This is a genomic window from Streptomyces sp. NPDC087906 (genome assembly GCF_055584925.1).
The window spans coordinates 224,123-247,436 of record NZ_JBVJLC010000007.1 but is presented as its reverse complement, the minus strand read 5'-3'; the positions used below and the strand labels follow the sequence as shown (position 1 = coordinate 247,436).

Here is a 23,314-nt window from a genome sequence, read left to right as displayed (position 1 = left end):
GCACCATGGATCTCGTCCTGCGTGACGCCCGCGTCGCCGACGGCACGGTCGGCGCGTCGTACCGCGCCGACGTCGGCGTCACGGAAGGACGGATCAGCCGCATCCTGCGGGAGGGCGAAGGCCCTCGGCTGTCCGGCGCCCGGGTGGTGGAGGCGGCGGGCCTGGTCCTCGCGCCCGGCTTCATCGACATGCACGCGCACAGCGACCTGGCACTGCTCCGCGATCCCGACCACTCGGCGAAGGCCGCGCAGGGCGTGACCCTCGAAGTCATCGGCCAGGACGGGCTGTCGTACGCGCCCGTGGACGACCCCGCCCTGGCCGAGGTGCGCAGGGCCGTCGCGGGGTGGAACGGCGGCGGCCCCGGCGACGCGTCCGTCGACTTCGACTGGCGCACGGTCGGCGAGTACTTGGACCGGCTCGACCGCGGCTTCGACGGGCAGGGCATCGCCGTCAACGCCGCGTACCTCGTCCCGCAGGGCACGGTACGGATGCTCGCCGTCGGCTGGGAGGACCGCCCGGCGAGCGGCGCCGAGCTGGCGCGGATGCGCCAACTCGTCGCGGAGGGACTGGAACAGGGCGCCGTCGGCATGTCGTCCGGGCTGACCTACACCCCCGGCATGTACGCGGACGACGCCGAACTCACCGAGCTGTGCCGGGTGGTGGCGCGGTACGGCGGCTACTACTGCCCGCACCACCGCTCGTACGGCGCGGGCGCCCTCCAGGCGTACGAGGAGATGGTGACCCTCAGCCGTACGGCGGGCTGCGCCCTCCATCTCGCCCACGCCACCATGAACTTCGCCGAGAACGAGGGCCGGGCACCCGAGCTGCTGGCCCTGCTGGACCGCGCGCTCGAAGCGGGCGCCGACATCTCCCTCGACACCTATCCGTACACGCCGGGCGCCACCACGCTCGTCGCGATGCTGCCGAGCTGGGCGAGCGAGGGCGGCCCCGACGCGACGCTCGCCCGCCTCAGGGACCCGGCCGAGGCGGAGCGGATCAGGTACGCCCTTGAGGTGACGGGTTCGGACGGCTGCCACGGCGTGCCGATCGAGTGGGACACCATCGAGATCTCGGGCGTATCGGCGGCCGGTCCTGGCGCGCTGGTGGGCAGGACGGTCGCGGAGTCGGCGGCGCTCGCCGGTGAGGAGCCGTGGGCCACGGCGCGCAGGCTGCTGATCGAGGACGGCCTCGGCTCCACGATCCTCCAGCACGTCGGCCACGAGGAGAACGTCCGGCGGATCATGCGCCACCGCGTGCACACCGGCGGCAGCGACGGCATCCTCCAGGGCGACAAGCCGCACCCGCGCGCCTACGGCACGTTCCCCCGGTATCTGGGCCACTACGTACGCGAGTTGGGCGTGCTCACGCTGGAGGAGTGCGTGGCCCACCTGACCGGACGCCCGGCGGCCCGGCTGCGGCTGCCGGACCGCGGTCTCGTACGCGAGGGGTACCGCGCCGATCTGGTCCTCTTCGACCCGGAGACGGTCGCCGCCGGCGCCACCTTCGCCGCGCCGCGCACCTTGCCGGCCGGGATCCCGTACGTACTGATCGACGGCCGGTTCGTGATCGACGGCGCCCGCCGGACGGACGTCCTGGCGGGCAGGTCGGTACGCAGGACGCCCTGAACCGCTTCAGCGAAGGTGCGACTCAGCGGGAGGCGAGCCGCAGGACGAGCGCCACCACGGCGAGGACGACAAAGAGGGCGGCGGGCGCCATCGCGTACGCCTTGGCCCGTACGTGGAAGATCAGCGCGCCGATGAAGTACAGCGCGACGCCGACCGCGGCGGCGACGCCGAGGTACGGCACCCACAGCCCGGCGACGAGCCCGACGGCGCCCGCCGCCTTCAGCGCGGCGAGCCGGGGCAGCCAACTGTCGGGCACACCGACCGACTTCATCGAGGTGACGACGGTCTCCTGCCGGGTGAACGTCGCGAAGGCGGACCCTGCGAGCGCGACGGCGAGGAGCAGACCGACGACGGCGTAGGCGATGAACACGGGAAACCTCTCGGGGGACGGACGAGAACCGGCTCAGCATGCACCTGACCGCCGGCGGGAGGAACACCGCGCCGAGACGGGTACTGGCAGGGCGACGCTGAGCGGGCCACGCGCGACGACACGCCGGTACCGTGGGTGGGTGAGCGAAACCGAACTGGGGCACTTCCTGCGCGCGCACCGCGAGGCCGTGACCCCCGCCGACGTGGGTCTCCCCGCCGGCAGCAGGCGCCGCACGCCGGGGCTGCGCCGCTCCGAGCTGGCCATGCTCGCCGGGATCAGCGTCGAGTATCTGGCCCGGCTGGAACAGGGCAGGGACAACAACCCCTCACCGCAGGTGCTGTCCGCGCTCGCCGAGGCCCTGCTCCTCGACACGGAGGCGCGCGTCGAGCTGCTGCACGTCCTGAAGGCGACCAACGGCACGCTCAAGCTCTGTCCCGGCGCCTACCAGCCGCCGGAGCGGACCGTACGGCCCACGCTGCGCGCCCTGCTGGACCGCCTGGAGCCGACGCCCGCCGTGCTGCTCAACCGGCTGAGCGAGGTCATCGGCCGCACCGAGGGCTACGCGCGCCTCTACGGGCCGCTCGGCCTGCTGGATCCGCCGGCCCCGTGCCTGCCGCGCTTCCTGCTGACCGATCCCCGGGCGCGCGCGGCCCACCCGGAGTGGGAGCGGGTCTGCGACGACGTGATCGTCCGGCTGAAGAACGACTCCGTGCCGGACGATCCCCATCTGCTGCATCTGGTCGAGGAGTTGACCCTGCTCGCGGGCGCCGCCTTCACCGACCGGTGGAACAGCCCGCAGCGGACACCGGAACGCGCCGGGGTGCGGCGGCTGGTGCACCCCGGCGCCGGTGAACTGCGCCTCGTCCAGGAGACGCTGGAACTCGCCGACACCCAGCGCCTGGTGGTCCAGCTCCCCGCCGACGACGCGACGAGCGCGGCGCTCGACGAGCTGACGGGCCGCCGGCCCGGCGCGCTGCGCGCCGTGGCCGGCTGAACCCCACCGACTGAACCCCACCCGCAGAGCCCCCCGTTGACCCCGCCCGCCGACCGTGCGAGGCGGCTCAGCCGATCCGGTAGATCGACGTCGTACCGCTGATCTCGTTGCCGGCCACCAGCAGCGGCACATGGACCGGGCTGTCCTTCGCCGCGACGAAGAGCACGCCCTCCGGGCCCAGGTCGCCCGCCGTGCCGGCCTCCGGATCGCCCGCGAAGTCACGGGAGTTGACGTAGCCGGCGGCCTTCGGGTGGCGCGGGTCGCCGAGGTCGTACGCGGCGATCCCGCCGATCCGCTCCAGGCCGACGAAGGCGTACGTGGTGCCGCGCACCTCGCCGGTGGTGATGCCCTCGGGCTCGGGGCCCTTGCTGTCGCTGCGGCTGTCGGGGTCGTTCTCCGCGTTGTCGGTGTTGAAGTCGTCCGGGTACGCCTTGGCCGTCAACTGCTCCAGGTCGTCACCGGAGTCCCAGACGAGCCGGCCCCTGTCGTCCCGTACGGAGATGGACCGGCCGCCCAGCGACCGGAGTTCGGTCACCCGGCCCTCGCTGTCGACGGGGGAGGTCGAGCTGATGTTGAGCCGGCCGATCGCGTCGTCCTGCTGCAGGGCCTCGGCGTCCGGGAAGACCTTCGGGCTCAGCTCGACGTCCTTGATCCGGACCTCTTCGGAGAAGCAGTCCCAGTCGCGCGCGTCGCCTTCGTTGGCACTGACGGTGTACTCGCCGCCGCGCGCCGAGAAGCTGTGGATCCCGTCGGGCTCGTAGAGGCCCTTCACCGGCCAGGTGCGGATGTTGACGCCGTCCTTGTCGGAGGCGTCCAGGCCGTTGCCGCGCTGGGAGTGGTCCTTCTCCCCCAGCGGCACGATCTTCTCGACCTCGGCGCTGCGCAGGTCCACGAGCGCGAGGGCGTTGTTCTCCTGGAGGGTGACCCAGGCGCTGCGGCCGTCCTTGGAGACCGCCGCGTACTCGGGCTCGATGTCCTGGCTGACGCTGGCGTTCGGACCGTAGATCCGCACACCGGCCCGGGTCAGCTCGGCCTTCTTCTTGTTCCACCGCTCGAATCCCGCGGTGCGCACGCGCACGTCGCGCAGCCCGCCGTCGCGGGTCCTGTTCAGGTCGATGACGCTGACGGAGCCCGCCGGGTCGGTGCCGGCCGGCTCGGTGCCGCCGGGGGCGCAGTACGAGTCGGGCTCGCCCTCGTTGGCGACGACGACCCGGTCGCCCTTCGGGGTGAAGGTGAGCATGTCGGGCAGCGAGCCGACGGTGACCTGCTTGAGCTTGCGGCCGTCGGTGGCGCGGAAGAACGCGACCGTGCCGCGGTCGGTCTTGTCCGCCGCCTGCTGGGCCACGGCGATCAGCCCGTCGTGGACGCTGACGCTGTTGGCTCCCGGGGTGGCGAGCTGCCCCGTCCTGCGGGGGTGCGCGGGGTCGCGGATGTCGAGGATGTCGACGGTCCCCGCCTGGGCGTTGACGGTGAAGACCCGGCGGGTGCGGGCGTCGTACGCCGTGATCTCCGCCGCGCCCTCGTCGAAGGCGCCGCTCGCATAGCGGCCGAGCAGGGTGATCTTGAGCTGGTCCCGGCCGCCGTGGTGGGCGTCGGACGCCTGCGCGGACGGCAGCAGTGCGGTGGTGGCGGCCATGACGGTGACCGTGGCCAGAGCGAGGAGTGTGCTGCGCTTCTTCATGGACGCACAGCGTTGTGCGACGCCTCGCTCGCCGGGTGAACCGGCCGGGCCGCCCAGGTGAACTCTGCCTCAACAAAAAACGCACACGCCCGCATGGGAACACCTGACCGGGGGTGTCACACGAACTTATGAGCATCCTGTGTGGACCGGATCCTCGGCGCCCGCTCGCTCGTCTCCCTCCTCGGACGCAACGGAGCGTAGGCGGGAGCTTGGACCATGGCGCGCAGGGACATTCGAACGTCGGGCAGTCGAACGTCGGGCATCCGGTCGTCGGGCATCCGGTCGTCGGGCAACCGGTCGTCGGGCGGACGCGGCCGAGCTGCGGTGCTCGCGCTGGCCACCGCCGTACTGCTCGCCGGTTGCGGGGCGGAACAGGCGGCCAGGAGCAAGGGGAACGACGGCGGCGGCAGTACGAGCGACGGGAAGGGCGGCTCCCCCGCAGCCACCAGCGTCCGGCAGAAGCACACCCCGCTCCCGGGTCCCGGCCGTACGACGACGACTCCGCCGCCGCCGCCGCTGCCCGCCGAGACCTCGTCCCCCGATCCGGCGCTGTCCCGTCCCGTGGTGTCGATGGACATCGCGCACGCGGCGCAGCGCGGCGGCCAGGCGGTCAACGTCACGATCGACGACGGCCCCGACCCGGTCTGGACGCCGCAGGTCCTGAAGATCCTGCGGCAGAACGGCGTCAGGGCGACCTTCTGCATGATCGGCCCGGCCGCCGAGGCGCACCCCGATCTGGTCCGGCGGGTGGTGGCCGAGGGGCACCGGCTGTGCGACCACACCGTGTCGCACAACACGGCGATGGACCATCGCTCGCGCGCCTACCAGAGCGGGCAGATCATGACCGCCGAGCGGCAGATCGAGCGGGCGTCGGGCGGCGTGGCACCGCAGTACTACCGCGCCCCCGGCGGCGCCTTCACCCCGTACAGCAGGCAGATCGCCGCGGCGGCCGGCATGCGCCCGCTCGGCTGGAACGTCGACTCGCAGGACTTCGAGCGGCCCGGCGTCGGGGCCATCGAGCACACCGTCAAGGAGGAGCTGGACAACGGGCCGACGCTGCTGTTCCACGACGGCGGCGGGGACAGGTCCCAGACGGTGGCGGCGCTGCGCCGGCTGCTGCCCTGGCTGCGCCACCACGGCTACGGATTCAGCTTCCCGGTCCGCTAGGCCGCGTCTGTCCCGTCCGGCCCGCCCCGTTAGTCCCGTCACGCTGAGCGTTTCCCGCGCCACCAGGTCGTATGGTGGCGGACATGCAGGTGATCCAGTCGACGAAGCTCGCCAACGTCTGTTACGAAATCCGGGGCCCGGTCCTCGACGAGGCGATGCGGCTGGAGGCAGCAGGCCACCGCATCCTCAAGCTCAACACCGGCAACCCCGCGGCCTTCGGCTTCGAGTGCCCGCCCGAGATCCTTGAGGACATGCTCCGCAACCTCGGCGCCGCGCACGGCTACGGGGACGCGAAGGGTCTGCTGTCCGCGCGCCGCGCCGTGATGCAGCACTACCAGACCAAGGGCATAGAGCTGGACGTCGAGGACATCTACCTCGGCAACGGCGTCTCCGAGCTGATCCAGATGTCCATGCAGGCGCTGCTGGACGACGGCGACGAGGTGCTCGTCCCCGCCCCCGACTACCCGCTGTGGACGGCGTCCGTCTCACTCGCGGGCGGTACGGCGGTGCACTACCGGTGCGACGAGCAGGCGGACTGGCAGCCGGACCTCGCCGACATCGAGCGCAAGATCACCGACCGCACCAAGGCGATCGTGATCATCAATCCGAACAACCCGACCGGCGCGGTGTACGACGAGTCCATGCTGCTGGCGCTGACCGAGGTGGCCAGGCGGCACAATCTGGTCGTCTGCTCGGACGAGATCTACGACCGGATCCTGTACGACGGCGCCACCCACACCCCGACGGCGGCGCTCGCGCCCGATCTGCTGACCCTCACCTTCAACGGGCTCTCCAAGAACTACCGGGTGGCGGGCTTCCGGTCCGGCTGGATGGCGGTCTGCGGCCCGAAGGCGCACGCGGGGTCGTACATCGAGGGGCTGACGATCCTGGCCAACATGCGGCTGTGCGCCAACATGCCGTCGCAGCACGCGGTGGCGGCGGCGCTGGGCGGGCGGCAGACGATCGACGACATGGTGCGGCCGGGTGGCCGGATCCTGGAGCAGCGGGACACCGCGTACGACCTGCTCACCCAGATCCCCGGCGTGACCTGCGTGAAGCCCAAGGGCGCGCTGTATCTCTTCCCCCGGCTCGACCCGGCCGTCTACAAGATCAAGGACGACCGGGAGATGGTCCTCGACCTGCTGCGGCGGGAGAAGATCATGGTCGTGCACGGTACGGGGTTCAACTGGCCGGAGCCGGACCACTTCCGGATCGTGACGCTGCCGGCGGCGTCCGAGCTGGCCGACGCGGTGACCCGGATCGGCACGTTCCTGGACGGATACTCCCAGCCGTGAGCAGCCGCCTTGAGCGGCCCCGAGCGGCCTCTTGAGTTCCCACTAACTTTAGACTGATTCCAATGTAGGATGGTCTCCTGACCCTGCCAGGAGGCCATCCCATGTACGAGCCCATCCGTACCAAGTCGGTCCACTCGCCTGCCGCCACCGACGCCGACTTCCCCCACCGCAGCCGCGAGGAGGAGCTGGACATCCAGCTCGCCGGACACCTGTCCGCGCTGCTCGCGCTCACCGACGAGCTGGGCGACGGCGAGGCCGCCGAGGCCTTGGTCCGGCAGCTCACCCGGCTGCGCGGATCGGCCCCGCTCCGGCAGCCCGGAGCGGACACGCGGCCCGCCGACCCGGCCGCGCTGCACCGGCGCGCGCTCGCCGTGGCGGGCCGGGCGCTCGTGGTCGCCGCCTCACGCGCCGACACGGCCGCCGCGATACTCGCCGCCCGGCGGATGGACGCGCACACGGCGGCGCTGCACAGCGGCGCGCAGCCGCTCGTCGGCGCTCACTGAATGTTCCGCTCCGGTTCCGGACCGGGATGGCTCCTTCACCTTCCGTACACCCGGCGGCGCCCGGAGCGTCGGATTGCGCGAGCACGCTCTGACGTGTGAGACGCATCGTAGGAATCGTCCTGGCGGTGCTGCTGATCGGCGGCGTGGCAGCGGCCGTCGTGGCAGGCCGGGAGAGTCAGGGCACGAGCACGGCAACGAAGACCGTGCATGGTGTGATCGGATCGGAGAAGGCCGACTTCTTCGCCGATCCCGGTGTGGTGAAAGCGCTGGCCGCCCAGGGCTTCACCGTGAAGACGGAAACGTCCGGCTCCTGGGCGATGGACCAACTGGCGCTCCAGGGCGACGACTTCGCCTTCCCTTCGTCCAAGGCTCCGGCCGATGCGCTGGAGAAGAAGTACGGCGTCCAGGGCGGCCCGATCCGGCCGTTCTACTCGCCGCTCGTCGTCGTGGCGCACCGCGCGGCGGCCCAGGTGCTGGCGGCGAACGGCCTGGTCACCCTGGACGGGCCTTCGCGCGGCACGCTGCGGATGGGCCCGTACCTGGCAGCCGCGGGCAAGAACCGCACCTGGCAGCAGCTCAAGGGCGCTTCCGCGCATACCGAGTTGACCGGGACGCTGTTCATCACCAGCACCGATCCGCAGACCTCCAACTCCGGCGCGCTCTACCTCGCCGCGGCCTCGTACGTCGCCGACGGCGGGAAGGTCGCCACCGACGAGGCGGCGATCGGCCGGACGGCGCCGCTGCTCAAGAAGCTGATCGCGGTGCAGGGCGCCCAGCAGACCAGCTCGGACGCGCCGTTCCGCGACTTCATCAGCGGCGTCGGCAATCCGCTGGTGCTGGTGTACGAGTCCCAGATCGCCTCGCTGCTGCTCCAGCACCAGGACACCGGTGACCTGGTGGTGCTCTACCCGGACACCACGGTCAACAGCGACCACACGCTGGTGCCGCTCACCGACGAAGGCCGGGCGCTGGGCGAACTGCTCTCCACCGACAAGACGTTGCGCGAGCTGGCCGTACGCCACGGCTTCCGGCCGCAGGGCGCGGCAGCCGAGTTCGACGCGGCGACCACACCCGACGCCGCGTATCTCAACCGCACGCTCGCCGGGGTCCGGCAGGCGCCCGTACCCACCAACAGCATCCTGCACGCGATGGCGGTGCGGGCCGGCTCCTGACCGGCTCCCGCGCCACCGCTGCCGTCCCAGGGGGGATCGCATGTCCACAGAGAACAGCACGGAGACGAGCGGGCAGAGCGATCTGACGCTCACCCCGCCCGAGCCCGTACCGCCGGTGCGCGGCGAGCAGGCGGCGGGTCTGGTGCCGCTCGCCGACTCCGTACGCGCCGAGATGACCCGCCGCGCCGCCGACTACGTCGGCTCGCTGGCCGCGCTCGACGCCCGCTCACCCGAATTCACCGCCCGCGTCGGGGAGATCGCCGGCCTCGGCTCGGGAGAGATCCGCAGCGCCGCCCAGCAGTCCAACCGGATGCTCGACCGCACGGTCCGCTCGCTCAGCTCGGGCGGCGAGGACGCCCAGGCCCGGGTGGGCACCTCGCTCGTCGAACTGCGCCGCACCGTCGAGGACCTGGACCCGCGCGACACCCCGGGCAGGGGCGCGCGGCGGCTGCTCGGCAAGCTGCCCGGTGGCAACAAGCTCCGCGACCACGCGGCCAAGTACGCCTCCTCGCAGGGCACGTTGAACCGGATCGTCGGCTCGCTGCGCGGCGGCCAAGACGAACTGCGCCGGGACAACGCGGCGTTGCACACCGAGCGCAGCCGGCTCTGGGAGACCATGGGCAAACTGCAGGAGTACGCGGTGCTCACCGAGGCGCTGGACGCGGCGATCGAGCTGCGGATCACCCGGGTGGAGCCGGCCGACCCCGCGCAGGCCGACGCGCTGCGGGCCGATGTGCTCTTCCCCGTCCGGCAGAAGCACCAGGATCTGCTGACGCAGATGGCGGTGTGCGCGCAGGGCTATCTCGCGATGGACGTCGTGCGCCGCAACAACGAAGAGCTGATCAAGGGCGTCGACCGGGCGGCGACCACCACGGTCTCCGCGCTGCGGATCGCGGTGATGCTGGCATCGGCGCTGGACAACCAGCGCAAGGTCACCGAGCAGGTGAACGTGCTCCGTTCGACGACGGAGGACCTGATCAGGGGCAACGCGGAGATGCTCGCCACGCAGAGCGGCGAGATCCAGCGGATCGCCGCCGACCCGGCGGTCGGCGTAGAGACGCTGCGGGCCGCGTTCCAGCAGATCTACCGGACGCTGGACGCGATCGACACGTACAAGATCCAGGCGACGGAATCCATGGCGGCGACGGTCGAATCGCTCTCCACGGAGCTGAGGTCGGCGAGTTCGTATCTGGAGCGGACCCGCTCGGCGGGCGTACTCGAAGGCGGTTCCCAGTGACAGGGCGGCTCCCGCTGATGTCAGGACGGCGAAGAACCCGGCGACGCGCGCTGCTCGCGGTGTTCGTCGCGGCGCTGTGCGCGGCGAGCGCCTGCTCGTCCGGCGGTTCCGGCACGCCGGACGACACGAGGAACGGCGACACCGAGTACCACCCCGGCACCCTGCGGGTGCTGGCGTCGAGCGAGCTGTCCGACATGACGGGGGTGCTCGCCCAAGCGGAGAAGAAGACCGGCGTACGGGTGCGGCCGACCTACCTCGGCACCCTGGACGCCGCCGAACTCGTCACGTCCGGCAAGGCGGACGGCACCTACGACGCGCTGTGGCTGTCGTCGAACGACTATCTGCGGCTGCACCCCGAGACCGGCGCGCGGCTGACCAACGAGACCCCGATCATGTCGTCGCCCGTCGCGCTCGGCGTGAAGGAGGCGACCGTCGCCCAGCTCGGCTGGCAGCCGGACCAGGTCACCTGGGCGCAGGTCGAGCAGGCCGTCGCGGCGGGCAAGCTCACGTACGGGATGACCGATCCGGTGCGCTCCAACTCCGGTTTCTCCGCGCTGATCTCGGTGGCCTCCGCGCTGTCGGGCGCCCAGTCGGCGCTCACCGACGCCGACGTACGCAAGGCGACGCCCCGGCTCAAGCAGTTCTTCGCGGGACAGAAGCTGACGTCGGGGTCCTCGGGGTGGCTGGCCTCGGCGTACACCCGGGGCGGCACCGTCGCGGGCGGCGGTGCCGCGGGCGGCGGTGTCAACGCGCTCGTCAACTACGAGTCGGTGCTGCTGTCCATGAACCGCGACAGCCACTCGGGTCTTACCGTGATCCGCCCGAAGGACGGTGTCGTCACCGCCGACTACCCCTTCACACTGCTGACGTCCGCGCCCCGGGAGGCGCGCGAGGCGGGGCAGCGGCTCACCGCGTATCTGCGCAGCCCGGACGCTCAACGCGCCCTCACGGAACAGACGTTGCGCCGCCCGGTGGTGCCGTCGGTGCCACCGGCCGCCGGGCTCGGCACCGACAAGCGCCGCGAACTGCCCTTCCCCGGCACCCGATCGGTCGCCGACGGGCTGCTGGACAGCTACGAGAACACCCTGCGCCGCCCGTCGCGGACCGTGTACGTGCTGGACACCTCGGGCTCCATGGCGGGTGACCGGCTCGACTCGCTGACGACGGCGCTCGCCGGACTGACCGGTACGGACAACTCGCCCACCGGCGACCGGTTCCGGGACCGCGAGGAGGTGACCCTGATGCCGTTCGGCTCCGCGGTGAAGCGGATCACCACCCGTACGGTGGACCCGGGCGACCCCGGCGGCTCGCTGGACGCGATCCGCTCCGACGTCGAAGCGCTCACCTCGTCCGGCGACACGGCGATCTACGGCAGCCTTGAACAGGCGTACTCCCGGCTGCGCGGCGGCGGCGACGCGTTCACCTCGATCGTGCTGATGACGGACGGCGAGAACACCACAGGTCCGGGAGCCGGCGCCTTCGACTCCTTCTACGCGAGGCTGCCCGCGGCCCTGCGCACCACGCCCGTCTTCCCGATCGTGTTCGGCGACTCGGACCGGGCGGAGCTGGCGCACATCGCCGAACTCACCGGCGGCCGGCTGTTCGACGCGACGACCGGCGAGGGCGCGCTGGACGGCGCCTTCGAGGAGATCCGTGGCTACCAGTAGGGGGACCCATGGCCGGCGGTAGAGCGCTCGCCTATCTGGAATCGCGCAAGAACATCACCGGCGGGGTCTGCGGTGTGGCGGGCCTCGCCCTGACCTTCACCGGGCTGGCCGGCGCGTACTGGCCGGTGGTGGTCGCCGGGCTGTACGGCGCAGGCGCGCTGATCGCGCCGCCCGAGCGGCCCGCCGCCCCGCACTTCCCCGACCCCGCCGAGCAACTGGACGCGCTGCGCGTCGACTTCGGCAAGCTCACGGACTATCTGGCCGAGGTGGACCTGCCGCCCGCCGCCGCCGGGCGGCTGACGGAGCTGACCGGTGTGCTGGCGGCCCTGCTCGAACCCGGCTGGGTCGCCGACGCGCTCGCGGGCGACGCCGAGGCCGTACACGCACTGTCGCGCGCGGTGCGCCAGGACATTCCGGAGTCGGTGGACACGTACTCGCGGGCCCGCTGGTGGACCCGGCTCCAGCCGGGGACCGAGCCGCCGGAGCGCCATCTGGAGCGGCAGTTGACGGCGCTGCACGAGGAGGCGTCCGCGCTGGCCGGTGCGCTGCGGGAGGCCGAGGCGCGCAGGCAGGAGTCGCACACCCGCTATCTGGAGGACCGCAACCGGACGCAGTGAGCCGGCGCAGGAGGTGGCCGGAAGGGGAGGCGGACATAGCAAACCCCCGGAGCCCATAAGGCGGTTCCGGGGGTTCCCGACGTCAGCCCAGGCGCTCGACGAGCGCGTGGTATTCGTTCCACAGTTCCTTCGGCGTGTGGTCACCGAAGGTGTTGAGGTGCTCCGGGATCAGTGAAGCCTCCTCGCGCCAGACCTCCTTGTCGACCGAGAGCAGGAAGTCCAGCTCGCCGTCGGAGAGTCCGAGCCCAGCGGTGTCGAGGGACTCGCGGGTCGGCAGGATGCCGATGGGCGTCTCGACGCCGTCGGCCGTGCCGTCGAGCCGCTCCACGATCCACTTCAGGACGCGGCTGTTCTCACCGAAGCCCGGCCACACGAACTTCCCCGCCTCGTCCTTGCGGAACCAGTTCACGTAGTAGATCTTCGGCAGCTTGCTCTGGTCCTTGTCGGCGCCGACACCGACCCAATGGCCCATGTAGTCGCCCATGTTGTAGCCGCAGAACGGCAGCATGGCGAACGGGTCGCGGCGCAGCTCACCGACCTTGCCCTCGGCGGCAGCGGTCTTCTCGGAGGCGACGTTGGCCCCGAGGAAGACGCCGTGCTGCCACGTGAAGGACTCGGTGACCAGCGGTACGGCCGAGGCGCGCCGGCCGCCGAAGAGGATCGCCGAGATCGGCACCCCCTTGGGGTCCTCCCACTCGGGGGCGATGATCGGGCACTGCCCGGCGGGCACGGTGAAGCGGGCGTTGGGGTGGGCGGCGAGCGTACCGGACTGCGGTGTCCAGTCGTTGCCCTTCCAGTCGATGAGGTGCGCGGGCGGTTCCTCCGTCATGCCCTCCCACCAGACGTCGTTGTCGTCGGTGAGCGCGACGTTGGTGAAGACGGAGTTGCCCCACATGGTCTTCATCGCGTTGGCGTTGGTGTGCTCGCCCGTGCCGGGCGCGACACCGAAGAAGCCGGCCTCGGGGTTGATCGCGTAGAGCCGGCCGTCCTCGCCGAACCGCATCCAGGCGATGTCGTCGCCGATAGTCTCGACGCTCCATCCGGCGACGGTGGGCTCCAGCATGGCGAGGTTGGTCTTGCCGCAGGCCGAGGGGAAGGCGGCGGCCACGTACTTCGACTCGCCGCGCGGCGGGGTGAGTTTGAGGATCAGCATGTGCTCGGCGAGCCAGCCCTCGTCGCGCGCCATCACGGAGGCGATGCGCAGCGCGTAGCACTTCTTGCCGAGCAGGGCGTTGCCGCCGTAGCCGGATCCGTACGACCAGATCTCCCGGTCCTCGGGGAAGTGCGAGATGTACTTGGTGGAGTTGCAGGGCCACGGCACGTCCGCCTGGCCGGGCGCGAGCGGTGCCCCGAGGGTGTGGACGGCCTTGACGAAGAAGCCGTCCTCGCCCAGCTCGTCCAGGACGGGCTGTCCCATCCGGGTCATGGTGCGCATCGACGCCGCGACGTACGCGGAGTCGGTGATCTCGACGCCGATCGCGGACAGCGGTGAGCCGAGGGGGCCCATGCAGAACGGGACGACGTACATGGTCCTGCCGCGCATCGCACCGCGGAAGACGCCCTGCTCGCCGGTGAAGATGTCACGCATCTCCGCCGGTGCCTTCCAGTGGTTGGTGGGGCCCGCGTCCTGCTCCCGCTCGGAGCAGATGAAGGTGCGGTCCTCGACGCGCGCCACATCGGACGGGTCGGAGGCGGCGTAGTACGAATTCGGCCGGGTGACCGGGTCGAGCTTCTTGAACGTGCCCTTGGCGACGAGCTCCTCGCACAGGCGCTCGTACTCGCTCTCCGAGCCGTCGCACCAGACGACCCGGTCGGGCTGGGTCAGGGCGGCGATCTCGTCGACCCAGGCGACCAGCCGGCGGTGCCGGGTGGGGGCGGGGCTGAAGAGGCCGGTGGGCGGGGTGTCGGTGAAGGTCTCGTTGTTGGTTTCGGTGGTGGGAGCCGCGATGTCGCGCGCCACGATCGCTCCTTGAATGAGGGGTTTTGTTGAGGTATGCCCCTTGGGGGCTGCGACCCGGACGCTTCGTAGCCCGCTCATCCGGTGCCGCCCGCACTCATTTGATGATCCGATGCTCGCGCCCATATGTCCAGGGGGCCTCACACGTGAGCATGGCCACTGCGTTTCAGCCCGGGGCGGCTCGGCGTCGGTAGCATGAACGCATGAATCGTCCCGGGCCCGAAGCCACCGAGATTCCCCCGTCACCCGAAGGGGGGCCGGTCGAGATCGACCTGCCGAGCCCGGTCAAGCCGAAGCTGCGCGGCTGGCTGCACGCGGGGATGTTTCCCGCCGTCCTGATCGCGGGAGTGACGCTCGTCGCCCTCACCGACTCCACCCGCGCCCGGGTCGCCTGCGCGGTCTACGTACTGACCGCCTGCCTGCTCTTCGGGGTCAGCGCCATATACCACCGGGGCACCTGGGGCCCGCGCGGCGAGGCGATCCTGCGCAGGCTCGATCACGCCAACATCTTCCTGATCATCGCCGGCACCTACACTCCGCTGACGCTGCTCCTGCTGCCCGACGCGACGAGCACGCGCCTGCTCTGGGCCGTGTGGGCCGCGGCGGCCGCCGGGATCGCCTTCCGGGTCTTCTGGGTCGGCGCGCCGCGCTGGCTCTACACGCCGTGCTACATCGCCATGGGCTGGGCCGCGGTCTTCTACCTGCCCGACTTCATGCGTACCGGCGGTATCGCCGTGCTCGTACTCGTCGTGGTCGGCGGCGTGCTGTACAGCGCGGGCGGGGTGATCTACGGACTGAAGCGCCCCAACCCGTCACCGCGCTGGTTCGGCTTCCACGAGGTGTTCCACTCCCTCACGCTGGCCGCTTTCGTCGCGCACTTCATCGGCATCTCGCTGGTGGCGTACCAGTACTCCTGACCGCGCACCGGGCCACTCCTCACCGCACGCCCTCGCCGCACCCCCCTCACCGCACGCCCGGCCTCCAAACTTGACGCTCACAATCTTTTGAGAGTTACTGTCATTTGACATCAACTCTCAGAGGAGAACTGTCATGACCCGTCGGTGGTGGGCGCTGGGCGCCCTGGTCGCGAGCATGCTCGTGCTGGGCTTCGACACGACGATCCTGAATGTGGCGCTGCCGTCCATGGCGGCGCAGCTCGGCGCGACCACCGGGGAACAGCAGTGGATGGCGGACATCTACATCGTCGTGTTCGCCGCCCTGATGCTGCCGGCCGGACTCCTCGGCGACCGGTTCGGCCGCCGCCGGATGCTCATCGCCGGGCTCGGGATCTTTCTCGCGGGCTCGGTGGTCGGCTCGCTCGTCCACAGCGTCGACCTGATCATCACGGCCCGCGCGATCATGGGGGTGGGCGCCGCGCTGATCATGCCGCTCGCCATGTCCGTACTGCCGTCGCTCTTCGGCGCGCCCGAGGACCGGGTCAAGGCCGTCGGGATCATCTCGGCCGCGTCGGCGCTGGGACTGCCGCTCGGCCCGATCATCGGCGGCTGGCTGCTCGAACACTTCTGGTGGGGTTCGATCTTCGTCCTCAACATCCCGATGGTCGCGATCGGGATAGCCGCCTGCGTCTTCCTGCTGCCCGAGACCGCCGACCCCTCGTCGCCCCGGGTCGACCCGCTGTCCACGGCCCTCACCGCGCTCGGGCTCGGCGCGCTCGTCTACGGCGTCATCGAGGCGCCCGAGCGCGGCTGGGGCAGCCCGCTCGTCATCGGCATGCTGCTGGGCGGAGTCGTCCTGCTCGGCGCTCTCGTGCTGCGCGAGCGGCGCATGGCCCGCCCGATGCTCGACCTGACGCTGCTGCGCCACCGGGGCTTCCTGCTCAACACGCTGGCGGCGACGCTGGTGATGTTCGTCCTGTCCGGGCTGCTGTTCCTGCTGCCCGGCTATCTCCAGGCGGTACGCGGCAACGACGCGCTGGGCACGGGCGTGCGGATGCTGCCGATGATGGGCGGCCTGATGGTGACGTCCAGGCTCAGCGGCCCGCTCGGCCGGCGGTTCGGCCCGCGCGCGGTGATCTGCGCCGGCCTGGTCGTGCTCGCCTTCGCCGCGCTGCTCGGGAGTCGTACCACCGTGGACAGCGACTACTGGTTCACCGCCCTGTGGCTGACGATCACCGGCGCGGGCTTCGGACTGGCGGTCGTCCCCGCGATGGACGGCGCGCTCGGCGCGCTGCCCGCCGACCGGGCGGGCAGCGGCTCGGGGCTGCTGCTGACCGTGCGGCAGACCGGCGGCGCCATCGGTATCGCCCTGCTGGGCTCGCTGCTCGCCGCCGCGTACACCGGCCGGCTCGACACCTCGGGGCTGCCCGCGGGCGCCGCGGACACGGCGGGCGACTCGGTGGTCGGCGCGCATGTCGTCGCGGCGAAGCTCGGGCTGCCGCGGCTCGCGCACTCGGCGGATGTGGCCTACCTGCACGGTCTGAGCCTGGCCCTGGTGGTGTGCGCGGTGACGGCGCTGCTGTCGGCCGTACTGGTGGCTGCGCTGCTGCCGAACCCGAAGCCGAACGCGAAGCCGAACGCGAACGGGAACCCGAACCCGAAGCGCGAGCTGGGGGACGGGGCGGACGGCGGGGCAGACGGCGGGGCGGCGCACGGCGGTTTTGCCGCTGCGGGAGGCGCCGAGGGCGCCGAGGGCGCCGAAGTCGCCCCGGCTGCGGCGGATGCCCGACAATAGCCACCATGGCCGCCTCCTCCCCCCAGCCCTCCGTAGTCGCGCAGCAGTCGCACCTCGGCCTGCGCGAACGCAAGAAGCTCAAGACCCGTATCGCGATCCGCCGGGCCACCTACCGGCTGATCGGGGAGCAGGGCTACGAGGCGACGACCATCGAGCAGATCGCGGAAGCGGCGGAGGTCTCGGCCTCCACCGTCTTCCGCTACTTCCCCACCAAAGAGGACATCGTCCTCACCGACGAGTACGACCCGATCATGGCCGACGTACTGCGCGGCAGGCCGGCCGACGAACCGCCGCTGGAGTCCATCCGCTTCATCGTACTGACGCAGTTGGAGAGCGTGTTCACCAACCAGGCCGAACTCGACGAGATGACGCAGCGGACCCGGCTCATGGTCGAGATCCCGGCCGTCCGCGCCCGGATGAGCGAGTCCATGTCGGTGACGTCGAAGCTGCTCACCGGCGTCATCGCGGAGCGCACCGGCCGCGACGAGAACGACCTGGAGCTGCGTATCTTCACTGCGGCCGTGCTGGGCGCGCTGCGTGAGGTGACGCTGTACTGGGGCGAGCACGGCGCCAAGGACGACCTGGTCGCCCTGATCGACAGCGCGCTCGACTCGCTGGCGGGCGGCCTGCGGCTGTAACAGCGGGCCCCCGCAGCACGCGCCCCGCCCTACTCCATGACCCCCAACTCGGCGGCGAGCGAGTCGACTTCCGTGGTGGGAGCGGCACACACGAAGTGCCGGCAGACGTACGCGGCGGCCTTCCCCTCGACCAACGGCCGGTCCAGCAGCAGCGGGAACTCCTCGCCGCCCGCAGGGCCGGCCGCGACCACGGCGCCGGGGGCGGTGCCGAGCAGGGCCGTACGGTGCAGGGCGCGCGTCGCCGCGTCGTCCACCGCCCCGACGACCGCCACCTCGCGCGGCCCGTCGAGCAGCGCCTCCGATACGGCGAGCCCCCAGCCGATGAACCGGGGCGCCCGCGGACCGAGCGTCCGCACCACGCCCAACGCCCCCTCGGCGGCGGTCCGGTGGGCTTCGGAACCGGTGTGCGCGGCGTACGACAGCAGCGCGCCCGCAGCCGCCGACCAGCCGGAAGGCGCCGCGTTGTCCGTCGGGTCCTGCGGGCGCCGGATCAACTGCTCGGCGTCGTCGGCCGTGTCGTACAACGCGCCGTCCTCGCCCTCGGCGACGAACTGGTCGAGCACGGTGTCCAGCAGCAGCCCCGCGAACTCCAGCCAGGCGCCCTCGCCGGTCACCGCGGCGAGCGCCAGGAACCCCTCGGCGACATCGGCGTAGTCCTCAAGCACCCCCGAATTTGCCCCGGTCCTACCGTCCTTGGAGATACGGGAGAGCCGCCCCGCGTCGTCCATGTGCAGCCGTACCAGCAGATCGGCGGCCTCCGTCGCCCGCTCGACCAGGTCGGGCCTGTCGAAGTACGCGCCGGTCTCGGCCAGCGCGGCGACCGCGAGGCCGTTCCACGCGGCGACCACCTTGTCGTCCCGCCCCGGCCGGTGCCGCTTCTCGCGCGCGGCGAACAGCCTGCCCCGTACGGACGCGACGCGCGCCTCGTCCACATCCCCTCCGTGGTCGGGGAGTTGGAGCACGGACGCGCCCTTCTCGAAGGTGCCGTCGAACGTCACCCCGAAGTGCCGGGCGGCGAACTCCCCGTCGTCGTCACCCAGCAGCTCCCGCAACTGCTCCGGCGTCCAGGCGTAGAACGCGCCCTCGACATGCTTGCCCGTACCGTCGTCGCTGTCCGCGTCCAGCGCCGAGGCGAACCCGCCCTCGGCGGTGCGCAGTTCACGTACGAGGAAGTCGGCGGTCTCCACCGCGACCCGCCGGGCGAGATCCGATCCCGTGGCCCGCCACAGATGCGCGTACACCCGGCAGAGCAGGGCGTTGTCGTACAGCATCTTCTCGAAGTGCGGTACGACCCAGGCCCGGTCCACCGAATACCGCGCGAACCCGCCGCCCAACTGGTCGTAGATCCCACCGCGTGCCATCGCCACACACGTGTCGGCCGCCATCTGGAGCGCACCCTCGGCGCCGGTACGGGCGTGATGGCGCAGCAGGAACTCCAGCACCATCGACGGCGGAAACTTCGGCGCGCCCCCGAACCCGCCGTGCCGCTCGTCGTACTCCCTGGTCAGCCCGAGCAACGCCTGCGCCAGCTCCTCCTCGGCGGGCACCCCTTCCCCACCCCCGTGCGCGAGCGACCGCCCGGCCAGCTCCCCCACAATCCGCCCGGCCACCTCGGCGACCTCGTCCCGCCGCTCGGTCCAGGCGGAGGTGACGCCCTCCAGCACCTGCGGGAAGGACGCCATCCCGTGCCGGGGCTCGGGCGGAAAGTACGTACCGAAGTAGAACGGCTCGGCGTCGGCGGTCAGAAACACCGTCATGGGCCACCCACCCTGCCCGGTGGCAGCCTGCACGGCCTCCATATAAACGGCATCCACATCCGGCCGCTCCTCGCGGTCGACCTTGATGTTGACGAAGTGCGCGTTCATGTACGCGGCGGTCGTCGCGTCCTCGAAGCTCTCGGAAGCCATGACATGGCACCAGTGACAGGACGAATACCCCACACTGAGCAGCACCGGCACATCCCGCCCCCGCGCCTCGGCGAACGCCTCGGGCGACCAGGGCCACCAGTCGACGGGGTTGTCGGCGTGCTGCAGGAGATACGGGGACGTCTCATGGGCCAGTCGGTTCGCCATACCCCCATCCTGCCCCAGCCCCCTCCCCCACCCCGCCCGCAACCACACCCCGGAGCGCCGCGAATGCCCGTCCGGGCCGGTTGTCGGTGTGGCTGCCGGGGTGCGTGGGTGGGGCGCGGCAGAATTTGGTCGGGGCGTGGGGGCTTCGGTGCTGGGCGGTTGGTGTGATCCATTACGTGTTGCTGCTCGTGTGCGCGGTGGCGATCTATCTCTCCTGTGAGTGGTTCGTCAACGCCGTCGAGTGGCTCGGTCAGCGGCTGAACGTCGGGCGGATGGCCGTCGGCACGATCCTCGCCGCTTTCGGCACCGCGCTGCCCGAGTCCGTGGTGACACTGGTCGCGGTGACCACCGGCAGTACCGAGAAGGCCAAGGACATCGGGGTCGGCGCCGCGATGGGTGGGCCGCTGGCGTTGTCGACCATCGCGTACGGCGTCACCGGCGCCATGCTGCTGCGCAAGCGGCGCAGGGAGAGGGCTGCGGGCGGGCGGCCGGGCGGGGAGGCGCTGGGGGATGCCAAGGACATGCGGCGGCTGGCCAAGGACCAGAAGTGGTTCCTGCCGATCTTCGTCGTCAAGGTCGCCTTGGGCCTGGTCGCCTTCGCCTACAAGCCGGTCCTGGGCCTGCTGTTCTTCGCCGCTTACGGCGTCTACTTCTGGCGCGAGATCCGCGGCGGCGGTGACGGGGACGAGGACGACGAAGAACTGGAGCCGCTGAAGCTCCAGCCGAAAGCGGCCTCACCGGCCACCTGGGCTGTCGTCGCGCAGACGCTGGCCACGCTGCTGGTGATCTTCTTCGCCTCCCAGCTCTTCGTGAGGCAACTCGACGCCATCGGCCCGATGCTGGGCCTGCCCACCGCCGTCACCGCCCTGCTCCTGTCACCGGTCGCGACCGAGCTGCCCGAGGTCATGAACGCGATCATCTGGGTGCGCCAGGGCAAGACGAAACTCGCCCTGGCCAACATCTCCGGCGCCATGATGATCCAGGCCACCGTCCCCAGCGGCCTCGGACTGCTCTTCACCACCTGGAAGTTCGACGGCGCCCTCATCTGGGCCGGTCTGATCACCATGGCCGCGATCAGCTATCTGCTCCTGACCATGCACGCCCACCGGCTCACCCCGGCCCGGCTCACGGTCGCGGCCGGGTTCTACGTCGTCTTCGGCATCGGCCTGGTACCGATCCTGAGCTGACCGGTCCTGAGCCGACCGGTCCTGAGCCGACCGGTCCTAGTGCTGCGGCGGTCCGGGCGGGCCCGTGCGCCGCTGGTGGTGGTCGAGCACCTTGGCCAGCAGCTCGGTGAACTGCCCGCGCTCCTCCGGTGCCAGCGGAGCCAGCAGCGCCTCCTGGCTCTCGGCCAACGGCTGCTCCAGCCGCCGCAGTTGCCGCCTGCCGGCGGTGGTGAGCGTGATGATGTTGCGCCGCCGGTCGTCGGGGTCGGGGGCACGCTCGACCAGGCCCCGTTCGGCGAGTTCGTTGACCGTCGCGACCATGTCGCTGACGTGAATGCCGCTGCGGCGGCCGAGCGTGGCCTGGCTGGCCGGTCCCGAGTCCTCCAGCGTCGCCAGCAGCCGGTAGTGGTAGCCGCGGGCGCCGACGGACGCGAATCCGTCGGCCACCAGACGTCCCGCGTGGTGGGCGGTCTGGCTGAGCAGCCAGCTCGGCATCCGCTCCCACCTGGCGGGCCGCGTCTCCTCGTACGGGTTCTCCATGGGGTCAGTCTAGCGAATCGTTGGGCGCACCTATGATTATGTTACCGTTGGGGCACTAAACGTTTATGTCACTAACGTTTGGTACGCCAACGATAGTCCGAACGAAGTTCCATGGAGTCGAGACCATGATCAAGCCGTTCCGCATCGACATCCCCCAGGCCGACCTCGACGACCTGACCGACCGGCTCGCCCGTACCCGCTGGCCCAACGAGGTCGCCGACGCGGGCTGGGACTACGGATTCCCGCTGGCCCGGCTCAAGGAGCTGGCCGAGCACTGGCGTTCCCGCTACGACTGGCGCGCGCACGAAGCCGCGCTCAACAAGCTCCCGCACTTCACCACCGAGATCGACGGCCAGAACATCCACTTCGTGCACGTCCGGTCGGCGAAGCCGGACGCGCTCGCGCTGGTCCTCACCCACGGCTGGCCCGGCTCGTTCCTGGAGTTCCTCGACGTGATCGAGCCGCTGTCACGCGACTTCCACCTGGTGATCCCGTCCATCCCCGGCTACGGCTTCTCCGGGCCGACCCACGAGCGCGGCTGGGACATCACCCGGATCGCCCGCGCCTGGGCCGAGCTGATGCGCCGCCTCGGGTACGAGCGGTACGGCGCCCAGGGCGGCGACTTCGGCTCGGGCATCTCGACGGCGCTCGGCGCGGCGGCCCCCGAGCGGGTCGTCGGCGTGCACGTCAACTACCTGCCGACCAGGCCTGATCCGGACGCCGGCCTCGCACTGTCCGCAGCGGACGAGGCCCGACTTAACAAGATCAGGCACCTGATGGCGCACCGTCCGCCGTACCAGGCGCTGCAGGCCGCGACACCCCAGACCGTCGGCTACGCGCTCACCGACTCGCCCGTCGGCCAACTGGCCTGGATAGCCGAGCGGTTCGCCCAGTGGACGGATCCCCGCACGCCGGTCAGCGACGAGCGGATACTCACCGACGTGTCGCTGTACTGGCTGACCGCCACCGCGGCCTCCTCCGCGCGGCTGCACCACGACGCGCCGCGCCGGATCGAACCGTGCCCGGTACCGCTCGGCGTGGCCGTGTTCGCGTACGACATCACCCAGTCGGTCCGGCCGCTGGCCGAGCGGCTGTACGACGTCAGGCACTGGTCGGAGTTCGAACGCGGCGGCCACTTCGCGGCGATGGAGGTACCGGAACTGCTCGCCGGGGACGTCCGGGACTTCTTCACCCACCTCGTGGGGACGTCACCGGAAAGGTGATAAACCGGCGGTCGTCATCTCATGGGACGTTTACTGTACGAACACGCCGCGCTGCCCTCGGTGGCAGCCACCAGAGGAGGAATCCTGTGTCATCGCCCTACGGCCCCCAGCACTCCCCCGTCGGCGATGTGGGCGCAGCCCTCATGATGATCGACTCCCGGCTCAAGGGAATTCACGACGGCAGGACCGAGGCCGACCCCGAACAACAGGCGCTGATCGACCAGTTCACCGCCTCGCTGAGCCCCAAGGGCGCCAACGACCTGCTGGACGGCGCCTGCACGCTCATCTACATGTTCATGACGTGGCTGCGGAAGGCCCACGAGGACCACGACAAGGACGTCATCGAGTACGTGGTCCCGTCCCTGGTCGGCTCGCTGCGCATGATGCCCAAGAGCGTCCGCCCCGAGACCATCCCCACGATGGCCGGCCTGGTCATCGCGGCCGGCACCGGCCTGAGCCCCAACCTGTGGCGCAAGCAGTACGGAAACTGGACGGAGGAGGAGATGAACTCCCTGGAGGCCACCACCTTCCTGCTCGCGGAACACATCAACCGCATCACCGACGACCCCGACTTCGCCACCCGCCTGATCAGCGAGGCCCTGACCACGGCGGACGAAGACTGACCCCTCGTCCGGCGAGCGGTCTCGCGCTTGTGGCCTTCTCGAAGGACACTGTTCGCTCACCCAAGGCTCTCGGAGG

20 protein-coding genes are annotated in these 23,314 nt (G+C 71.0%); 15 read left to right on the top strand and 5 right to left on the bottom strand.

The genetic code is table 11. From position 1 onward, the window contains the following. Nucleotides 1–5 precede the first annotated feature (5 nt). Nucleotides 6–1,625 (top strand): N-acyl-D-amino-acid deacylase family protein, encoded by a 1,620-nt coding sequence (locus tag ACZ63I_RS22360; protein ID WP_469340734.1) that lies wholly within the window; start codon nucleotides 6–8, stop codon nucleotides 1,623–1,625. Nucleotides 1,626–1,647: 22 nt separating this feature from the next. Here ACZ63I_RS22360 and ACZ63I_RS22355 read toward each other — a convergent pair whose 3' ends face one another. Further along, entirely contained in the window at nucleotides 1,648–1,995 is a 348-nt protein-coding gene (locus ACZ63I_RS22355; protein WP_469340733.1) for a DoxX family protein, read from the bottom strand. A 139-nt stretch (nucleotides 1,996–2,134) separates the two neighbouring features. On the opposite strand from ACZ63I_RS22355, the gene ACZ63I_RS22350 reads away from it, so the two are divergent. Beyond that, entirely contained in the window at nucleotides 2,135–2,989 is an 855-nt protein-coding gene (locus ACZ63I_RS22350) for a helix-turn-helix domain-containing protein (protein WP_469340732.1), read from the top strand. Nucleotides 2,990–3,056: 67 nt separating this feature from the next. On the opposite strand, the gene ACZ63I_RS22345 is transcribed toward ACZ63I_RS22350, so the two are convergent. Further along, the gene (locus ACZ63I_RS22345) at nucleotides 3,057–4,670 is read right to left on the bottom strand and encodes a choice-of-anchor I family protein (protein ID WP_469340731.1); all 1,614 of its coding nucleotides are present in this window, start codon (nucleotides 4,668–4,670) and stop codon (nucleotides 3,057–3,059) included. Nucleotides 4,671–4,946: 276 nt separating this feature from the next. Between ACZ63I_RS22345 and ACZ63I_RS22340 the strand changes: the two genes are divergently transcribed. From ACZ63I_RS22340 to ACZ63I_RS22310, 7 genes are all read left to right on the top strand, one after another. After that, nucleotides 4,947–5,837 (top strand): polysaccharide deacetylase family protein, encoded by an 891-nt coding sequence (locus ACZ63I_RS22340; protein WP_469340882.1) that lies wholly within the window; start codon nucleotides 4,947–4,949, stop codon nucleotides 5,835–5,837. An 83-nt stretch (nucleotides 5,838–5,920) separates the two neighbouring features. Further along, a complete protein-coding gene (locus tag ACZ63I_RS22335; RefSeq protein WP_469340730.1) occupies nucleotides 5,921–7,132 on the top strand; it encodes a pyridoxal phosphate-dependent aminotransferase in 1,212 nt (403 codons plus the stop codon). A gap of 101 nt (nucleotides 7,133–7,233) precedes the next feature. Then, the gene (locus ACZ63I_RS22330; RefSeq protein WP_469340729.1) at nucleotides 7,234–7,635 is read left to right on the top strand and encodes an SCO4983 family protein; all 402 of its coding nucleotides are present in this window, start codon (nucleotides 7,234–7,236) and stop codon (nucleotides 7,633–7,635) included. Between the two features lie 95 nt (nucleotides 7,636–7,730). Then, a complete protein-coding gene (locus tag ACZ63I_RS22325; RefSeq protein ID WP_469340728.1) occupies nucleotides 7,731–8,807 on the top strand; it encodes a hypothetical protein in 1,077 nt (358 codons plus the stop codon). A 40-nt stretch (nucleotides 8,808–8,847) separates the two neighbouring features. After that, the gene (locus tag ACZ63I_RS22320; RefSeq protein ID WP_469340727.1) at nucleotides 8,848–10,044 is read left to right on the top strand and encodes a toxic anion resistance protein; all 1,197 of its coding nucleotides are present in this window, start codon (nucleotides 8,848–8,850) and stop codon (nucleotides 10,042–10,044) included. 17 nt (nucleotides 10,045–10,061) lie between these two features. Further along, complete coding sequence (locus tag ACZ63I_RS22315; RefSeq protein WP_469340881.1) at nucleotides 10,062–11,711, top strand: substrate-binding and vWA domain-containing protein; 1,650 nt, start codon at nucleotides 10,062–10,064, stop codon at nucleotides 11,709–11,711. A gap of 8 nt (nucleotides 11,712–11,719) precedes the next feature. After that, entirely contained in the window at nucleotides 11,720–12,328 is a 609-nt protein-coding gene (locus ACZ63I_RS22310) for a hypothetical protein (RefSeq protein ID WP_469340726.1), read from the top strand. 82 nt (nucleotides 12,329–12,410) lie between these two features. Here the strand turns inward: ACZ63I_RS22310 and ACZ63I_RS22305 are convergent, their stop codons facing one another. Next, nucleotides 12,411–14,288 carry a phosphoenolpyruvate carboxykinase (GTP) gene (locus ACZ63I_RS22305; RefSeq protein WP_469340725.1) on the bottom strand — a complete coding sequence of 626 codons (1,878 nt, stop codon included), beginning with the start codon at nucleotides 14,286–14,288 and terminating at the stop codon, nucleotides 12,411–12,413. Nucleotides 14,289–14,488: 200 nt separating this feature from the next. Here ACZ63I_RS22305 and trhA point away from each other — a divergent pair, with 200 nt between their 5' ends. The 3 genes from trhA to ACZ63I_RS22290 all read left to right on the top strand — a co-directional run bounded on the left by trhA (nucleotide 14,489) and on the right by ACZ63I_RS22290 (nucleotide 17,614). Further along, nucleotides 14,489–15,202: a PAQR family membrane homeostasis protein TrhA gene (gene trhA, locus ACZ63I_RS22300; protein WP_469340724.1), complete on the top strand. Its 714-nt coding sequence runs from the start codon at nucleotides 14,489–14,491 to the stop codon at nucleotides 15,200–15,202. Nucleotides 15,203–15,335: 133 nt separating this feature from the next. Continuing rightward, nucleotides 15,336–16,976 carry a DHA2 family efflux MFS transporter permease subunit gene (locus ACZ63I_RS22295; RefSeq protein ID WP_469340723.1) on the top strand — a complete coding sequence of 547 codons (1,641 nt, stop codon included), beginning with the start codon at nucleotides 15,336–15,338 and terminating at the stop codon, nucleotides 16,974–16,976. 5 nt (nucleotides 16,977–16,981) lie between these two features. Continuing rightward, nucleotides 16,982–17,614 (top strand): TetR/AcrR family transcriptional regulator, encoded by a 633-nt coding sequence (locus tag ACZ63I_RS22290; RefSeq protein ID WP_469340722.1) that lies wholly within the window; start codon nucleotides 16,982–16,984, stop codon nucleotides 17,612–17,614. 29 nt (nucleotides 17,615–17,643) lie between these two features. On the opposite strand, the gene ACZ63I_RS22285 is transcribed toward ACZ63I_RS22290, so the two are convergent. After that, nucleotides 17,644–19,686 (bottom strand): thioredoxin domain-containing protein, encoded by a 2,043-nt coding sequence (locus ACZ63I_RS22285; protein ID WP_469340721.1) that lies wholly within the window; start codon nucleotides 19,684–19,686, stop codon nucleotides 17,644–17,646. A 176-nt stretch (nucleotides 19,687–19,862) separates the two neighbouring features. Between ACZ63I_RS22285 and ACZ63I_RS22280 the strand changes: the two genes are divergently transcribed. Beyond that, nucleotides 19,863–20,873 (top strand): sodium:calcium antiporter, encoded by a 1,011-nt coding sequence (locus ACZ63I_RS22280; protein WP_469340720.1) that lies wholly within the window; start codon nucleotides 19,863–19,865, stop codon nucleotides 20,871–20,873. 36 nt (nucleotides 20,874–20,909) lie between these two features. On the opposite strand, the gene ACZ63I_RS22275 is transcribed toward ACZ63I_RS22280, so the two are convergent. After that, entirely contained in the window at nucleotides 20,910–21,392 is a 483-nt protein-coding gene (locus ACZ63I_RS22275) for a MarR family winged helix-turn-helix transcriptional regulator (RefSeq protein WP_469340719.1), read from the bottom strand. Between the two features lie 125 nt (nucleotides 21,393–21,517). On the opposite strand from ACZ63I_RS22275, the gene ACZ63I_RS22270 reads away from it, so the two are divergent. Both ACZ63I_RS22270 and ACZ63I_RS22265 read left to right on the top strand, forming a co-directional pair. Then, the gene (locus ACZ63I_RS22270; protein WP_469340718.1) at nucleotides 21,518–22,615 is read left to right on the top strand and encodes an epoxide hydrolase family protein; all 1,098 of its coding nucleotides are present in this window, start codon (nucleotides 21,518–21,520) and stop codon (nucleotides 22,613–22,615) included. A gap of 86 nt (nucleotides 22,616–22,701) precedes the next feature. Continuing rightward, nucleotides 22,702–23,238: a hypothetical protein gene (locus tag ACZ63I_RS22265; RefSeq protein WP_469340717.1), complete on the top strand. Its 537-nt coding sequence runs from the start codon at nucleotides 22,702–22,704 to the stop codon at nucleotides 23,236–23,238. Nucleotides 23,239–23,314 lie beyond the last annotated feature (76 nt).

Bases quoted from the DNA above. Each gene is read 5' to 3' on its own strand.
- ACZ63I_RS22360 (WP_469340734.1), top strand. From the start codon at position 6: ATGGATCTCGTCCTGCGTGACGCCCGCGTCGCCGACGGCACGGTCGGC.
- ACZ63I_RS22345 (WP_469340731.1), bottom strand. From the start codon at position 4,670: ATGAAGAAGCGCAGCACACTCCTCGCTCTGGCCACGGTCACCGTCATG.
- ACZ63I_RS22335 (WP_469340730.1), top strand. From the start codon at position 5,921: ATGCAGGTGATCCAGTCGACGAAGCTCGCCAACGTCTGTTACGAAATC.
- ACZ63I_RS22330 (WP_469340729.1), top strand. From the start codon at position 7,234: ATGTACGAGCCCATCCGTACCAAGTCGGTCCACTCGCCTGCCGCCACC.
- ACZ63I_RS22320 (WP_469340727.1), top strand. From the start codon at position 8,848: ATGTCCACAGAGAACAGCACGGAGACGAGCGGGCAGAGCGATCTGACG.
- ACZ63I_RS22315 (WP_469340881.1), top strand. From the start codon at position 10,062: ATGTCAGGACGGCGAAGAACCCGGCGACGCGCGCTGCTCGCGGTGTTC.
- ACZ63I_RS22310 (WP_469340726.1), top strand. From the start codon at position 11,720: ATGGCCGGCGGTAGAGCGCTCGCCTATCTGGAATCGCGCAAGAACATC.
- trhA (WP_469340724.1), top strand. From the start codon at position 14,489: ATGAATCGTCCCGGGCCCGAAGCCACCGAGATTCCCCCGTCACCCGAA.
- ACZ63I_RS22295 (WP_469340723.1), top strand. From the start codon at position 15,336: ATGACCCGTCGGTGGTGGGCGCTGGGCGCCCTGGTCGCGAGCATGCTC.
- ACZ63I_RS22290 (WP_469340722.1), top strand. From the start codon at position 16,982: ATGGCCGCCTCCTCCCCCCAGCCCTCCGTAGTCGCGCAGCAGTCGCAC.
- ACZ63I_RS22285 (WP_469340721.1), bottom strand. From the start codon at position 19,686: ATGGCGAACCGACTGGCCCATGAGACGTCCCCGTATCTCCTGCAGCAC.
- ACZ63I_RS22275 (WP_469340719.1), bottom strand. From the start codon at position 21,392: ATGGAGAACCCGTACGAGGAGACGCGGCCCGCCAGGTGGGAGCGGATG.
- ACZ63I_RS22270 (WP_469340718.1), top strand. From the start codon at position 21,518: ATGATCAAGCCGTTCCGCATCGACATCCCCCAGGCCGACCTCGACGAC.